Genomic DNA, 16,354 nt, shown 5'->3' with positions numbered 1-16,354 from the left:
AATGTTTGCTTATACGTTAACTGCCCTAACACTTTGCTGTATCTCAATTCTTATTGCATCCAATATTTCTAAACGTAAGGGTACCCTAATGGAGTATATGGTATTTATTATGTCTTTTAGTATGAGTATCGGTTTAAGTATTGGTTTTTATTTAGGCATTCTCTTTAAGGGGGAATTACTATATTCTACTTTACTTGCTATTTTAATTAGTGGTTTTATCGGTTTTTTAGTGGGTCTACGTTTTCACCTATATACTGCTTTAGAAGGAATGTTCTCTGGATTAATGGCAAGTATGATGGGAGCAATGATTACAGAAATGTTAAATGCTCAACAAGCTCATAGTATACTGTTCATTAGTCTCTTACTTACTATAACGATTACTATGTCATGTATAATTCAATTGTTATCAGAGAACTTGTCTACTTTTATCCAACGGCGTTTTTTGTTATTCCTTTCAATTAGTGTAATAATTATCGTTGCCGTATTCGTGACATTTCCAGATCATACTCCCTCACCTTCACCTGGGCATAATCAACATATACATTAGTACTTGCAACAAAAATAAATAAGCAGCTATCCATAGGATAACTGCTTCCTATTATTCTGGCTTATTAGGAATGTTTTGGTTTGGAGCATAGTCAGATTTATAATCTGTATAGTTCACTTCCGTTACCATCCCTGCTGAAGCATGATGTAGGTCGTGACAGTGGAACATCCACTCACCCGGATTGTCTGCTACAAAGGCTACTTCATATTCTTCACCTGGTTTTAAGTTCAATGTATCTTTTACAATTGGAGAACCTTTTATCGGTTTTCCATCTTTACTCAACACCTGGAAGAAGTGCCCGTGTAAATGCATTGGGTGATCATCCATTTTAGAACGATTTACCAACTTCACTTTTACTAAATCACCCTTTTTCACTTGAATTGGGTCAATATCCGGAAATACCTTTCCGTTAATTGTATATACCATTTCATTTTCATTCATTTGCGTATTTAAGTCCATATTATATGTGGCAGTATACTCTTGATTTAACGTGAAACTTCCTAATTTTTTAGTACCATATTTCATTATATCTACTTTCGGTAATTTTTCTTTTTCGTCTGCTTTATCTTTCATCTCTTTACTGCCATCATATTCAATAACAGCTTTCATTCCTTTTGCACCTTTATTTTTCGAATGGTCTTCAACATACCATTTCCCAGTTTTATTAGCAGTAAATTCAATATCATAACGTTCACCCGGTGCGATTGAAATTACTTTATCCTTCATAACTTTTGGATCGTTTATTGGTTGACCATCTGTCGCAATTACTTTTATATCATGACCGTGAACATGTATATCATGTGATAGATAACCAGCATTAACAAGTCGAAGACGAACTTTATCTCCCTTATTCACTTTCAATGGCACTACTAAATCACCGCTTTTTCCATTGATTGTGAATAAATCATACATACTCATATCATGACCTTCCATCTTCATATTTCCATGGTCCATTCCTGCCATATTGCCAGAGTCTTTTTGATCACTGCCCATGTCCATACCAGAATGATCCATGCCGTTCTTATCATCATTCTTTTTCGTATTTTCATCACCTTTAGATTTATTACCTATTTGCCCTTTTGTCATTTCTTTTAACTGCTTTTTAATTTCTTCTTTATCTGTAACCCATTCATCCAACATTAATGTGTAATCTTTATCATATTTTTCCTTTGTATCTTCTACAATGAGCGCTCCATACAAACCTCTATCTAATTGATTTACAGAATCTTGATGCGAGTGATACCAGTACGTTCCTGGTACGTTCGCTTCAAATTCGTAAGTGAAACTTTTTCCTGGTTCAACTGCATCTTGTGTCACGCCTGGAATTCCATCCATGTTATTTGGGACAGGATATCCATGCCAATGAATAGATACTGGTGCAGATAATTCATTTTTTAATGTCACTTTCACCTTTTCACCTTTTTTCACCCGAATTTCTGGACCAGGAGATGAGCCATTAAATGTCCAGACTGGAACAATAACACCGTTACTTAACTTTTGCTTTTCTTCTTTCGCTATTAAAGTAACTTGTGGTCCTTTTTCAACTTTCAATGGTTTTGTAGCTGTTCCAGTCTGTAGTGTTTTTTTATCTTTCATATTTTTATGATCATTTGTTGTATTTGTGGCCAAAGAACATGCAGCAATTAAAAATATTACAGAGACCGTAACAGCTGTTAATACAAATCGCTTCATGGAAAATCCCTCCTTCTTATTTTTCAAAATCATTATAGAAGTTGATTTTCAAGAAAATAAGGAGATGTAATTAGATTTTACGTAACTTAATTGGAAAATTACTAAAAGCGGAGACTTTACAGGAAGCGAATATTTTAGAAAGACAAAATACTTTCCTTGTAGCGACTATATTAGCCGTTCTCGTATTTGTTTTGACGTTATTTCTTAAGAAACAATAACACTGCTATTATTAAATAAGAAAAATGTAGCTAAAATGCTCTTCACAAAAGAACTTACATTTTTGTATAATAAGAACTAATGTTCCTCACAGACAATGGACTCAAATTACACAAATATATCAAATAGAAGAGGATTGATATACGATGAAAATTGATAGACCAAAAATTTCACCAGAGTTATCTTCAAAGAATTTTCAAGATATTTTTTATGAAGAAGATCCAACATTGGAAGTGTGTGAAATTATAGACTCCACTTTCGAAAATGAATCTGTAGATAGAGTGCGATTGTATGATGCAGTGATAAAGAATTGTAAATTCACTAATACAGACTTTAGCAATATTGATATTACAGATGTTTGTTTTGAAAACTGCGATTTATCAAATGTTAATTTAAGCAATTCTTCTGTTCATAGAGTCGAATTTAAAAACAGTAAATTAATCGGGGTTAATTTTGCAGAATCTAGCTTAGGAAATGTTAAATTTGAGAATTCAATTTTGAATTTAGCGGCATTTGGAAATTCTAAACTAGAAAAAATTATATTTAATGAAACTTCATTAAATAATGCAGATTTTTTTGACTGTAAACTTAAAAAAGTTGAATTCCAATTATGTAGTCTTGATGAAGCTAATTTTGATCAGACATCACTGAAGGGGATAGATATTAGTTCTTCTACCTTTGATACACTTACAGTTTCAGTGAACGATTTAAGAGGATGTAAAGTATCAACATATCAAGCTGTTCAGTTTGCTACTTTATTAGGATTAATAATTAAAGATTAGTATTTCGAAGAAAAGAACCCTATCCCGAATCATGGATTTTTTAATTGTCCACGATTCGAGATAAAGTTCAAATAAATTAGTGATGACTTTTTTATTATTTAACTACAGCTTGGTTTCCTTTTACATGTTCATTATTTACACTCATAAATTCTTCAATTTCTTCAACTTCTCTAATGATATCTTTTGACAAGTTTTCATACCCGTCTTTCGTTACAAGAATGTCATCTTCAATACGAATTCCAATTGATTCTTCTTCAATATAAAGACCAGGTTCAATTGTTATAACCATACCTTCTTCTAACATTCTATCTTTATATGTTCCTACATCATGTGTATCTAAACCAAGGAAATGGCTGACACCATGATAATAGTATTTTGATAACTCTTCATCTTCTTGAATTAAACCAATTGCTTTACACTCTTCTGCCAGTACCTTTTTTGTATGCTCATTTAATGCAGCGAACTTTAATCCCGGCTTAATAATCTCTGTTGTTTCTTTTAATGCTTTTAATACAATATTATAAATTTGTTTTTGACGACTAGAGAATATTCCATTTGCCGGGAATGTATAACTAATATCAGCGTTATAGTAGTCTTTTTGAGCACCTAAATCTAGTAATACTAAGTCACCATTTTGAATTTGTGCATCATTATCTTCATAATGAAGAACTGTAGCATTTTTACCGCTTGCCAAAATTGTATTGAACGCATGATGCTTAATGCCAGATGATTTCAGTGTAAAATCAAATTGAGCTTCTAATTCATACTCCATCATGTCTGCTTTTGCATGCTTAAGTACGTTGTAAATACCGTCTTTCGTTATAGCAATCGCTTCTTTAATAATTTCAATTTCTTCCTCTGTTTTAAATACTCGTAATTCACAAATGTTCGGATATACATTACTAATTGTTACGTGTGGATATTTTTCTCTTACATGTTTAGCAAATGCTAATGTTTTTGTCTCCGTACCATTCCACTCACGACGTTCTATATCTAAATATAGATGCTTCGCATTTTCTGTAAAAAGTATATTTGACATTGTCTTTTCAAAGCTATCTAAATATACAACTTTCTTTATACCTGAAATTTTCTCTGCTTCTTCGTTAGAAACTGTTTTACCGACCCATTTTTCCATTACTGGATCTGACTTTTCAATGAAAAGTGTTTCTTCAACACTACTTCCAACCTTTTTCAGCATAAAAATAACATTTGGTTCATCGATTCCCGTTAAGTAGTAAAAATTACGATTCGGTACAAATTTATAATGTGCATCAGCTGACATATGCGGTGCTTGTCCCGCAAATAAAATCGTAATAGATCCCTCTGGTAATGTGTTTGCTAATCGTTCTCTATTTTGAGCAAAAAATGTTGATTTCATAATAATCCTCCTAGTGTTCTATGTATGCTTGTGAAACTAATCATCAATACAATTCATTCTATTATTGTTATAATTTTTCGTCAATTTTTAACGTTTTTAGATGGTGTTGACATAATTAAAATTACACGTTATAATAACTATGCATTAGTAAGTAACTAATATTTTTAAATCTAACTAGAGGTGAAACAAATGAAAAACATTTTATTCCGTATTAACGAATTATCAAAAAAAGAAAAAGCATCTGGATTAACAGTTGATGAAAAACAAGAACAACAAATGTTGCGTCAAAACTATACACAAACATTTCGTGGAAGCCTAGATTCTATTTTATTAAATACAAAAATTGTTGATCCGAATGGTCTTAACGTTACACCAGCCGCATTACAAGATGCTCAAATACGTTTCAAATTAAGCAAATGAGTTCCGCGCTAAAGAATTTCAATAAAACATAAACAGAGCTGGATTTGCTATATAGAAATTCCAGCTCTGTTTATTGTCTTTTCTAATTTAGTAAACGAGCGATACATCGCAATTCTCCACGACACAATCATCGCAAATGCAAGTAAGAAAAACATTCCGCTTAACTCTGCCAAATCAATTGATTGGCTTAAATATGACTTTAATGCCACGCGTACAGCTAATAAGCCTACTAAAATGAATATGAATGCTTTTGAAGGTTTCATAAATATATGTTCGCCTTTTATTTCGAACTCAGTTGTTTTAATAAGAAAAATAGAGAAAATAAGCCCTATACTAATTGCCTCGACTATTTCTAACGATGTTAATCGAAACTCTGGTAAAAAGTACATCATCGCTCCTGTACTCATAAAAATTGGTGGCAATATAATTTTCTTTTTCGTTACCGGCTTTTTCGCTGCTTTAAAACGTAGAAACATTACCCCAACAGCCATACAAACTGCTACGACACTTGATAAAAGTGCTATCATACTTTCCACTCCTATCTATTTAAATGACTTTTTTAGCAAAATCATAAACCAAATGAGCCCTACACTTATAATAACGTGACCTACCCCAGCCATATGGCTTAAACCGTTAAAGTCAGTTCCGTTTACTTGTAATAGACCTCTAAATAGAATTGTTGCAATATTAAAAATTAATCCTACATTATAAACAATAAACCATGCACGAAAGCTCTTTGTTTCTTGTACATGAAACACTTTACATAAAGCGAAAGCAATTAAAAAAAATAAGAAACCAAGCACTAGTACATGTGTATGTACTAATTGCAACATTGTGGATCCTTTAATTCCTTGTGCTTTCGAATACTCTCTTGCAAATACTCCTGATAGTAAACCGATAATTAAGTAAATGAATGATGCATTATATAAATTCTTCATTTTATTCCTCCTATTGTAAACTTTCCATATTCGCTACAATCATTTTACGGAAAGTTTATGAACGGAATATGAATAAAATATTACATCCTATTTTCAAATAAAAAGCCATTTTGTTTATATTGGTTTACCCATTTCAAAATTACGGTGTCTCTTATACCAATAGCTTTACTAATTTCTCGGTAACTTTCATTTCCGTTCAAATAACGTTGAACGATGTATATTTTTTCATCAGTTGTGAATTTAACCATAGAAAAACTGAACTGCACCCCAATTGTTAGACTGTGTCTAACAATTGGGGTGCAGTTCAGTTTTTAATGGTGGGATGCTCTTTTATAATTTATTCATTATTGATTATTTTCCATCCTGTAAGTTTCTAGCTTAATTTAAACCATTGCTTCAGTTTCTATAATTACTAAAATTACCCTTTTCTCATAACCGTCTAATATTCCTAGAATTTCCGGGATTTTTGAGTTCATGCGGTTAAGCCCTCTCAATTATTTTAGAACTTAACTAATCTTAGTTTGTAACTCCATTCCAAACATCGACATCATTATCATCTAAAATGGCTTTGATTTTATCTTTCTCAAAAACTACCAGATATTCATAAGGTAAGGCTAAAACTTGAATAATTGAAGGTCTAATTTTTAGTAGCTGATATGCGTAATATGCTTCTAATTCACCGTCAGTTTCTTCTGTTTCATCGACAGGACCGATATACCAACCAGAATCACCTTTGTCACAATCCCTAGCTCTTTGTAAATAAACCTCATCTAGTTGTAACACATTTTTTGAAGTCACTATTTTATCGCTAAACTTTATTGTTTCACCGTCAATATTTAACTGGCGTAAACAATGTACTTGTTCTAATTGCACCCATAAAGCAATTGTTAGATCATCTGTAGTATCCTTAAATGGATTTTTTGTATAATCTGGGGCAATAATATGATACCCATCTTCACGTTTGGATAGAACAAAAATAGACCAACCAACTTGCATAGAAAATCTATCAACTAATTTGTTATCTTCTACTTTAGTTAGCAAATACAATAACTTTTCTATCTGGGGGCCTAAATGTTCTTCTGCTGTAGCTATTATCTTTTTACCACCTATATTTTTAACTATTGTTTTCAATGGATTGTAACCTCTCTTTTATTGATTTTTTCAAAGCTTCTCTAGCCGCTGCTTCACGTTCTAACATTTCTAGTCTTATAATTTCCGGAACCTTACCGTATTTAGGGTGCCCCGGCCATGTACTCCAATCTTTTGCATTCTTAGAAGCATTTGTTGGTTTTCCAAGTCCAACAAAGTTTACATCCATATTAAGCACTTCTATTTGTTGTTCTCTCGGTAATAGGTCAAAACCTTCCATGTCCGTTATTTCTTTCATTGAAACAATGTGGTCAGCTTCAAGTTTTTCCACTTCATAACCATATACAGGATCAATTTTGGGTACATCTGTATTTACGCTTTTTCTTATCCTATTATTGGGTGTTCTCTTCCTTAAATCTTTATATTCCTCTTTTGAAACCGCAAATTGATTTAATAAGTCTTTCGCTTCTTGGTATGCCCCACCAAGTTCATATTTTATAGAACTTCCTCCAACATCAGCATAAGCCAAACGGTTTCCAGTGTTCAACTTAAAATCAGTTAATACATTTCTATATGCAGCAGAATTAGTCATAAACGACTTTCCTTTTGCTAGGTTGCCAGCGATTGCTAACTTCCCTGCTTGTCCTGCTTTACTAAGACCTTTATCACCAATAAAACCTGTTAATAATGATGCTACACCATAGGCAGCATAGTGCTCTCTACTTTCCATATCTCCGTTCCAGAAATCATTAATGAATGAATCTGATAAAGTATTCCATGCAGCAGGAAGTGTTTCTTTATAATTAATAATTGCATCTCGCATGTTTAACCACGTTTCTTTATCGCCTAAAGCTACGAATCCTTCCCATGCATCTACAGCACCATCTACAAAACCTGTAGAAATACCAGTCCATGCATCACTTAGATCCTTTTTCTCTCTTTCCCAAGCCTTCTCGAAGTCAGATTTAGGCGAAATTTTACCGCACATTGCACCTTCTTCAATTGAATTATCAGCCTGACGATTCCTATCTTCTGTAATCGCCTGGATAGAAGTCGTCCACTCCATATTCAATCCTTGTGTACTAAATGTACCACTTGCAGGACTAAAACCTTTTCCACTTTGTACTTCTGCAAGACCTGTAGCAATACTATTAGCTAATTGAATTGCTGTAGCATAGTTATTGCTAGACGTTTGATTAAATTCATGTAGATGGTCTAACTTTTCTTGAAGTTTTTTCCTCATGACAGTAAAAAGATTTGCCATAGCGTCTATACCTGGTATTGGCATAGTTTGAGTGATGGCTTCCATACTTGCTTTCATTCGGTCAATCTCTCGAATTTGTTCTAATATTTCTTGTTCAATTACATCTGCCTGAGCTACTTGTGATTGAAATTGACTTGGAAATGCATCGTTCTGACGGATTAATTCTTCACATAAGTATATGATTCCTTGTGCTAAAGGGCGAAAGGTTTCTGCGAAAAATGCTTTTGCACTATCGTAAGTTTGCCCTTGTAGAACGGTATCACTTGTAAAAGCATCAATCGATTGAATGGCTTGTTCCATACCTTGAATGGTAGCTGTACATACAGCATTCATGCTTTGAGTTTGGCTTTGTACTTCTCCCAAATACATATTTAAACTCATGCATTGACCTCCCTTGCTAATTGTTGTTGCTGGTAGGATAGGTCGTTTTCTGAATCACTAAGGTCTCGTCTTTCTTTAAGTAATGTTTCTTTTTGATTTTCTAATTCAAATGTAAGTTTTCGCTCAATGTGTTGTGCTTCTTGACGGATATTTATAAAGAAATGAGATAACTCTTTATCGTTGTGCCAAGTTTCTAAAATACGGTTAAATAAGCGGTTGCTTCGATTTTTCAATTCGTGAAAATCAGCTTCCGCTTGTTCCTGAGTTCGAAGCGCGGATTGATTTCGGTCCTGTTCTTCAAATACACTTCGTAATTTTTGATTTAACTGTTTAATTTGGTTTTTGATATCTCGATCCATTTTTTTCCTCCTAAAGTTTTATCTTTACGAAGGTGGTCATATTAGCGGAAAGTATTGTGAAGCTCGTGATCCATTCTCTCAAACTCTTTGGCTACCGAATGAATATTATCGACCGCGTGTTGAAAGGCGGTGGATAATTGTTTCGTCAAATCTAAAACTTGTTGGTTCGCTTCTTGTGCTTTTGAATTAACTGAAAGCGTAGTACGTGTCGCCTTTTTTATAGAACGATTTGTTGCGCTTTGGATTGTATCTGAAGCTGCCCTCATTTGCGTTGCGATTTGTGTAGCGCTTTGAAAATTACTTTGAAATTGTCCCATCGTATAAACCCCTTCTATACTTAATAGAGCATGAAAATTATACCATATTAGTATAGATTTTTATATTGATAGAGAACCTTTGTTGGTAGGGTGTTTTTTAGAGTACGAAAGGTAATTCAATTATAAAAATAGCCTATCATCTTTTAATATTAATTGGGAATTTATATTGTACTTACACTACATTAATATTTAATTTTTTAAATTTCACATGTGGTAAAATAATAAATTGATGAAAAAGGGGACGAAATATCAGTAAATAATTCACCTCAATATAAAGTAAAAAACTGCACCTCCAATTGTTATGCGTGTCTAACAACTGGAGGTGCAGTTCACTTTTCAACTTATTTTAGATTTTCTATTGTGAAAGCACCTGGAAGTAATTGCTCAACAGTCACTTCTTTTTCATCACCTTTTACATTCGTTAATAATACAGGCATTTTCGGATCACAGAATTCAGCAATTACTTGTCTACACGCACCACATGGTGAAATCGGGCCATCAGTTTCTCCTGTAATAACTAAGTAACTAAAATCGCGCTCACCTTCTGATACTGCTTTAAATATTGCTGTTCTTTCTGCACAGTTACATAAACCGTAAGAAGCATTTTCTATATTACAACCAGTATAGATTTTCCCTTCTTTCGTAACTAACGCTGCGCCAACAGGAAATTTAGAATACGGAATATACGCTTTCGATAACATCTTGTTTGCTTCTTCAATATATTTTTTCTTATCCATATTATTTCCCCCTCAAAGTAAATGAAATGATGATTAGTCAGTAATAACTGTATGCACTAATTTAGGAGCCACTGCTGTTTCAGCGATAGAGATGTTCTCATAAATTTTTGCTTTTACATCTTCTACATTTTCACGATTTGCGTAGATTGTTACAAATGGCTCGCCTTCTTTTACTGCATCGCCAACTTTTTTACGTAACATTAATCCTACTGCTAAATCGATTTCATCTTCCTTCGTTGCACGACCTGCACCAAGTAACATAGCTGCAATACCAATCTCATCTGCAACAATGTTAGAAATAACACCTGAAGTTTTTGCAGGTACATCAATTACATACTTAGCTTGTGGCATTTTTTCTGGATTGTCTACAATTGAGCTATCTCCGCCTTGATTGCTTAAGAACTCTTTAAATTTCGCAGTTGCTTTTCCGTTTTTCATCACTTCAATTAGCATTTCACGAGCTTCTTCTAACGTATTTGCTTTTTTCGCAAGTACGACCATTTGACTTCCTAATACAAGTACTAATTCTGTTAAATCTTCTGGACCTTCACCTTTTAACGTATCAATCGCTTCTTTCACTTCTAGAGCATTACCAATCGCAAATCCAAGAGGTTGTGACATATCTGAAATAACTGCCATTGTTTGACGTTCTACATTATTTCCGATACGTACCATTGCATGTGCTAATTCTTTTGCATCTTCTTCTGTTTTCATAAATGCACCAGCACCTGTTTTTACATCAAGTACGATTGCATCAGCACCAGCTGCAATTTTTTTACTCATAATTGAACTTGCGATTAAAGGAATTGAGTTAACAGTTCCTGTTACGTCACGTAATGCATAAATCTTTTTATCTGCAGGTGTTAAGTTTCCTGTTTGTCCAATAACAGCTACTTTGTCACGATTTACAATATCGATGAATTGTTCTTTCGTAATTTCAACGTGGAATCCTTCTACTGCTTCTAATTTATCAATTGTTCCACCAGTATGTCCTAAACCACGACCAGACATTTTTGCTACTGGTACATCTAAAGCAGCAACTAATGGTCCTAATACTAAAGTTGTTGTATCACCAACACCGCCAGTTGAATGTTTGTCTACTTTAATTCCTTCAATTGCTGATAAGTCGATCGTTTCTCCAGACTCAACCATCGCCATCGTTAAATCTGCACGTTCGCGATCTGTCATATCTTTAAAGAAGATTGCCATTGCAAGCGCACTCACTTGATAATCAGGAATACTTCCGTCTGTATATCCATTAATAAAGAATTTGATTTCTTCAGTCGTTAATTCTTTGCCGTCACGCTTTTTTGCAATAATATCTACCATTCTCATTACAATCACCATTCCTTTTTATATTATATAAATCTATTAAAATAATAAGCCAACGATTGTTGCTGATAAGAAACTTACTAACGTTGCACCGAATAGTAATTTCAAACCAAATCTTGCGACTACATTCCCTTGCTTTTCATTTAAGCTCTTAACTGCTCCTGCAATAATCCCAATTGAAGAGAAGTTTGCAAATGAAACTAAGAATACAGAGATAATCGCTGTCGTTCTATCTGAGAAATTAAAGTTTCCTTGTGCTAAATCTGTCATAGCAACAAATTCATTTGATACTAATTTTGTTGCCATAATATTTCCGGCATTAACTGCTTCATGCCATGGAACACCCATAATAAATGCAAATGGTGCAAATACATAACCAAGAATTTCTTGGAATGAAATACCGATTATACCTTTAAATACTGCATTAATGAATGCGATAAGAGCTACGAAACCAATTAACATAGCTGCTACTGTAATCGCAACTTTAAATCCATCAATAATGTATTCCCCTAATACTTCAAAGAAGGTCTTCTTCTCTTCTTCTTGTACTTCTAACATATCTTCTTCCTCAGTAACTTCATATGGGTTAATGATAGAAGCAATGATGAAGCCACCGAATAAGTTAAGCACTAAAGCGGTTACAACATATTGTGGTTTTAATAACACCATATATGATCCAACGATAGACATAGAAACTGTAGACATTGCTGATGCACATAATGTATACATTCTTTTCTCTGGCAATAACCCTAGTTGTTTCTTAACTGAAATAAATACTTCAGATTGTCCTAAAATCGCAGATGCAACAGCGTTATATGATTCTAGTTTCCCCATTCCATTTACTTTACTTAATGCTAGACCGATAGATTTCACAATAATAGGTAATACTTTAATATGTTGCAAAATACCTATTAAGGCTGATATAAATACGATTGGCATTAATACACTTAAAAAGAACGAAAACTCTTTTTGATTTACTAATCCACCAAATACGAAATTCACACCGTCAGCAGCATATTTTAATAGCTCTCCAAAACCATCTGCTATTCCGCTAATTAATATATTCCCTACACTTGTATTTAATAATAAAAACCCCAAAATGAATTGTAATATAACCATCGTTATGATTGGGCGATATTTGACTTTCTTTCTATCATTACTAGCAAGCCAAGCGATACCTAAAATCAATACGAGGCCAAAAACACCGATTAAGTATTTCATAAGCCGTTTCCTCCCATTCGTATCCGCTTACATTTTTTTCAATTATTAAAGCAATAGATATACTCTAAACGTATATCTATTGCTTTAACCTTTTATCAATTAGTAGTTATCTGTAGCACCTTTTGCATCATTTAATACGATTGCAACACTAGCACTTGCTCCAACGCGAGAAGCTCCAGCAGCTACCATTTTGTCTGCATCTTCACGTGTACGAACACCGCCAGATGCTTTTACACCAACGTTTGGTCCTACTGTTTTACGCATTAATGCGATATCTTCAGCAGTTGCTCCACCAGTTGAGAATCCAGTTGAAGTTTTTACGAAATCAGCACCAGCTTTTACTGATAATTCACAAGCGCGTACTTTTTCTTCATCTGTTAATAGGCAAGTTTCAATGATTACTTTTACAAGAGCTTTTCCTTTTGCTGCTTGTACTACTTCATAAATATCTTTTTCAACAAGTTCGTTGTCGCCATCTTTTAAAGCACCTACGTTGATTACCATATCAACTTCAGTTGCACCTTTTGCGATAGCATCTTTTGTTTCAAATGCTTTTGTTTCAGTCGTGCTTGCTCCTAATGGGAAACCGATTACAGTACAAACGTCTACATCATGTCCAGCTAGTTCATCAGCCGCTAATTTTACCCATGTTGGGTTAATACAAACAGAAGCGAATTTATATTCCTTTGCTTCTTCGATTACTTTCATAACATCTTCTTTAGTAGTATTAGCTTTTAAAATTGTATGGTCAATTAACTTTGCAATGTTCATTATCTTCACTCCTCATATCTTTTAACAACTTCATTCTAACTCTTAGTTGAACAAATGTAAATATACTTTTGAAATTTTGTTCATTCTTTTTTAAAAGGAATTTTCTTGTAGTAAGTAAAGCTCATTCTAACTAAGAAACAATTCTCATTTAAAATCAAAACTTTTATATTAACAATGGTAGTATGTATCTCTATATCCATAATTATTTTTAAAGAGGCAATTTGTGTTCAAAAGAACACCTATCATTCATACATAACAAAATAAAAGGCGTTCTCAAAATTAACATTTTGAGAACGCCTTTTATTTCTAATCTTTTTGATAATGTAACAATTCTTTTGCTGTATGCTGATCGATAATTAATACATTTGCATACCCGCCACGTAACGCACCATCAATTGCTTTTATTTTTCTATTACCACCTGCAACTAAAATAGAGCGTTTCTTTAATTTCAGTTCCTCTAACTCAATTCCAATGGTACGCTTATTGATTTCTTCGCTACTAATATTTCCGTCTCCATCAAAGAAACGTGAACAAATGTCACCGACCGATTGTTTTTTGAGTAAACTTGTTTCCTCCTTATCGAAATAACCTAATCGGAATAATAGCGCTTCGTCTCGCACTGTTCCTACAGTAAAAATTGCAATATTCGCTTGCTTCCCCATTTCGATAATGTGATGAATATGTCGATCCTGCTCTACTAATTCTTTTGTCACTGCATTATCAAATATAACTGGAAGAGGTAGATTTCTTGGCGTCGTTTGAAAAGCATCTGCAAATAAAGCTATTGTTTCATTCGCATATGTATTTACACTTGAATGACTAATACCACCTTTTAGCTGGACAACCTCTACCCCTTTTACATGTTGCGGTACGATTTTTCTAGCGATTTCATACATAGTCATTCCCCAGCTCACACCAACAATATCACCGTTTTTAACCGTCTTTTCCATATACTCAGCAGCATATTTACTAATATACTCTGTAATCGTTGCATATTCCGGCACTGGAGAAAATACAACATGTGCCTCTAACAAGTTGTACTTTTCTTTCAGTAAATTCCCAACGTTATCTAAATCCGCAAATGGATCAGCGATGCTAATTTGAACAAACCCTTTTTCTTTCGCGTACTTTAACAATCTAGAAATCGTCGGTCTTGAAATATTTAATTTGTTAGCAATTTCTTGCTGACTATAATCTGATTGATAATATAATCTTGCAACTTCAACGCTTAATTGTTGTTTATCTTTTTCCATAGTAACTCATTACAAATCCCTTCCTGTATTTCCCTTTCGTTACAAGCATTATACAGCTTTATGCAAAAAAATTCGACTACCGAATTTTATCTAACTGAACTTCTATTCCACTTAATATATATAATGAAAACTTATTGTGTAGATTTACAAACTCAATATAGATACGCTTGAAACATGTAAATCGATTAACATTTAATTCACATTTTTTCTGCAGTAACAATAACAAGGCCGTTCAAGTTGTATATGAGGCTTAGGATATCAAAGACTATTTTTTCTCCTATCTATGGCATTTTCGGCCTTTTTTCTATAATGGATTGAACTGATGAAGTAATAATTCGATTATCTAGAATACAAATGCTCTACAGAACAAAGAATATAGATTATGTATCCATGGAGATATAATCCCAATCTTCATTTTTATAATTGATTAGCCAAAACAAGCCTCTTCGTCTTTCAATAACAATACTTTCATGCATACCTGCAGTTGCTTCTCTCGCATTAATTCTATCATGTACACAAGCCCAATGAAGCCGATAAATAAGGTCGGCCTCGTCCAAAATTTCTTCTACATTTCGCAATTTTGTTTTTTGATAAAATTCATTAAAAGAACTACAATCAGAAACAAGTTTAATTGCATAATGACAGTCACAGATTTCTTTTGGGAATTTCAGTGTATTCACGAGGCCTATTGACCAAAGCAAAACCCATTGAGCTTCATACTGCCATGCAATCTGTATCGCTTCTTTCTCGTCAGGTTCCTCTGAATTCAGAAAATTCCTTTCCTGCATCGTTAATGATTCAACCACATCAAATTGATTTAGCAGCTCCATGACGAACTCTTTGGAAGTTTTCAAATCTCCTTCTTGGGCAACATCACAAGCATATTGTATGACAATCAACAAAGCTACTGCTCTCTTCGTAATCTCTTCTCGGCTTCTTAACTGAATACTTGTCAAAGGAGGCAATTGAGGCAATCCTTCTATATATGGAATCCCTTTATCTTGCAGATAGCTTATCGATTTCTGTTTTCTTTTCTCCCCATCGGTAGAAGTACTATTCTGTCCCCTTATTTTGTTCGTACATACTTGAGGAGTAAATTCTGAAGGACCAGAGGATCCATCCGGAAATACAATTACTTTTCCATCCTTCCCGATGAGAGTTCGATCAGGGATAAAACCAATACCGTTTACCCCATTAAGTAATTTAAGAAACAGCTCCACGTATTCATCACTATAATCCTTCTTCGTCTCTATAGCGATTATGGTATTAATTACAGAAATCTGTGCCAAAACCATCTTCTTAAGATGTTCTTCTTGAAATTCGATTTGATCGTACATGTGCATCATTCCAGGAATATTATTGAAAAAATAATCAGGAGATGATTCTTCAGAATCCACCCGAATAATAATTTTATTTTTGCCAAATAGTCTTTTCGATTGAATGGTATATTCATTTTTATTGCGTTCAACCTTAAACCCATTTTGAAAAACTTGAGTAATGAAACCTTCTATATCACTTGTATCATTCCTTGATGCAAATATCGTAAAAAATTTCAATTTTCCCCCTCCTCTAATTCTTATATTCTTCTTAGCTATAAACTTAGAAAAACAAAATAACATAAGTTTTTTAACATATGATACATAATTAGTATATTAA

At 33.5% G+C, this 16,354-nt stretch carries 17 protein-coding genes and 1 pseudogene; 3 read left to right on the top strand and 15 right to left on the bottom strand.

The annotated features are described in order from the left end of the window. Position 1 precedes the first annotated feature (1 nt). Positions 2-547, top strand: a complete 546-nt coding sequence (locus CGQ22_RS15935) for a hypothetical protein (protein WP_000458516.1) — start codon at positions 2-4, stop codon at positions 545-547. A gap of 51 nt (positions 548-598) precedes the next feature. On the opposite strand, the gene CGQ22_RS15930 is transcribed toward CGQ22_RS15935, so the two are convergent. Continuing rightward, positions 599-2,239, bottom strand: coding sequence for a multicopper oxidase family protein (locus CGQ22_RS15930; protein WP_089148971.1), 1,641 nt, complete (start codon positions 2,237-2,239; stop codon positions 599-601). 362 nt (positions 2,240-2,601) lie between these two features. Here CGQ22_RS15930 and CGQ22_RS15925 point away from each other — a divergent pair, with 362 nt between their 5' ends. After that, on the top strand, positions 2,602-3,237 hold the full coding sequence (locus CGQ22_RS15925; protein ID WP_000687268.1) for a pentapeptide repeat-containing protein: 636 nt from the start codon (positions 2,602-2,604) through the stop codon (positions 3,235-3,237). Positions 3,238-3,331: 94 nt separating this feature from the next. On the opposite strand, the gene CGQ22_RS15920 is transcribed toward CGQ22_RS15925, so the two are convergent. Beyond that, positions 3,332-4,615 (bottom strand): aminopeptidase P family protein, encoded by a 1,284-nt coding sequence (locus CGQ22_RS15920; RefSeq protein ID WP_000842972.1) that lies wholly within the window; start codon positions 4,613-4,615, stop codon positions 3,332-3,334. A 189-nt stretch (positions 4,616-4,804) separates the two neighbouring features. Between CGQ22_RS15920 and CGQ22_RS15915 the strand changes: the two genes are divergently transcribed. Next, positions 4,805-5,035, top strand: coding sequence for a DUF896 domain-containing protein (locus tag CGQ22_RS15915; RefSeq protein ID WP_089148970.1), 231 nt, complete (start codon positions 4,805-4,807; stop codon positions 5,033-5,035). Positions 5,036-5,082: 47 nt separating this feature from the next. On the opposite strand, the gene CGQ22_RS15910 is transcribed toward CGQ22_RS15915, so the two are convergent. The 13 genes and pseudogenes from CGQ22_RS15910 to CGQ22_RS15850 all read right to left on the bottom strand — a co-directional run bounded on the left by CGQ22_RS15910 (position 5,083) and on the right by CGQ22_RS15850 (position 16,254). Further along, positions 5,083-5,562 carry a CcdC family protein gene (locus CGQ22_RS15910; RefSeq protein WP_000561073.1) on the bottom strand — a complete coding sequence of 160 codons (480 nt, stop codon included), beginning with the start codon at positions 5,560-5,562 and terminating at the stop codon, positions 5,083-5,085. A 15-nt stretch (positions 5,563-5,577) separates the two neighbouring features. Continuing rightward, on the bottom strand, positions 5,578-5,973 hold the full coding sequence (locus CGQ22_RS15905; RefSeq protein ID WP_089148969.1) for a DUF2871 domain-containing protein: 396 nt from the start codon (positions 5,971-5,973) through the stop codon (positions 5,578-5,580). A gap of 104 nt (positions 5,974-6,077) precedes the next feature. Beyond that, a pseudogene (locus CGQ22_RS15900) lies at positions 6,078-6,221 on the bottom strand (transposase); the annotation flags it as partial. Between the two features lie 268 nt (positions 6,222-6,489). Further along, a complete protein-coding gene (locus CGQ22_RS15895) occupies positions 6,490-7,104 on the bottom strand; it encodes an immunity protein Imm33 domain-containing protein (protein WP_000849724.1) in 615 nt (204 codons plus the stop codon). Further along, the gene (locus tag CGQ22_RS15890) at positions 7,088-8,707 is read right to left on the bottom strand and encodes a T7SS effector LXG polymorphic toxin (protein WP_089148968.1); all 1,620 of its coding nucleotides are present in this window, start codon (positions 8,705-8,707) and stop codon (positions 7,088-7,090) included. Before CGQ22_RS15890 ends, CGQ22_RS15895 begins: the two co-directional genes overlap by 17 nt. Then, positions 8,704-9,066 (bottom strand): DUF3958 family protein, encoded by a 363-nt coding sequence (locus tag CGQ22_RS15885; protein WP_000373356.1) that lies wholly within the window; start codon positions 9,064-9,066, stop codon positions 8,704-8,706. Before CGQ22_RS15885 ends, CGQ22_RS15890 begins: the two co-directional genes overlap by 4 nt. 41 nt (positions 9,067-9,107) lie before the next feature. Then, a complete protein-coding gene (locus CGQ22_RS15880; protein ID WP_074594120.1) occupies positions 9,108-9,383 on the bottom strand; it encodes a TIGR04197 family type VII secretion effector in 276 nt (91 codons plus the stop codon). Between the two features lie 341 nt (positions 9,384-9,724). Then, positions 9,725-10,120: a cytidine deaminase gene (locus CGQ22_RS15875; protein WP_000358535.1), complete on the bottom strand. Its 396-nt coding sequence runs from the start codon at positions 10,118-10,120 to the stop codon at positions 9,725-9,727. A 33-nt stretch (positions 10,121-10,153) separates the two neighbouring features. Next, positions 10,154-11,455, bottom strand: a complete 1,302-nt coding sequence (locus CGQ22_RS15870) for a pyrimidine-nucleoside phosphorylase (RefSeq protein ID WP_089148967.1) — start codon at positions 11,453-11,455, stop codon at positions 10,154-10,156. Positions 11,456-11,491: 36 nt separating this feature from the next. After that, positions 11,492-12,673 (bottom strand): NupC/NupG family nucleoside CNT transporter, encoded by a 1,182-nt coding sequence (locus CGQ22_RS15865; protein ID WP_000876185.1) that lies wholly within the window; start codon positions 12,671-12,673, stop codon positions 11,492-11,494. 99 nt (positions 12,674-12,772) lie between these two features. Further along, the gene (gene deoC, locus CGQ22_RS15860; protein WP_001017441.1) at positions 12,773-13,444 is read right to left on the bottom strand and encodes a deoxyribose-phosphate aldolase; all 672 of its coding nucleotides are present in this window, start codon (positions 13,442-13,444) and stop codon (positions 12,773-12,775) included. A gap of 306 nt (positions 13,445-13,750) precedes the next feature. Then, complete coding sequence (locus CGQ22_RS15855) at positions 13,751-14,698, bottom strand: sugar-binding transcriptional regulator (protein ID WP_000409784.1); 948 nt, start codon at positions 14,696-14,698, stop codon at positions 13,751-13,753. 380 nt (positions 14,699-15,078) lie between these two features. Then, the gene (locus CGQ22_RS15850; RefSeq protein WP_089148966.1) at positions 15,079-16,254 is read right to left on the bottom strand and encodes a DUF4272 domain-containing protein; all 1,176 of its coding nucleotides are present in this window, start codon (positions 16,252-16,254) and stop codon (positions 15,079-15,081) included. Positions 16,255-16,354: the final 100 nt, after the last annotated feature.

Origin of the sequence: Bacillus sp. M13(2017), assembly GCF_002218325.1 — a bacterium.
GTDB lineage: Bacteria > Bacillota > Bacilli > Bacillales > Bacillaceae_G > Bacillus_A > Bacillus_A thuringiensis_K.
This window is presented reverse-complemented; position numbering and strand designations above follow the sequence as displayed.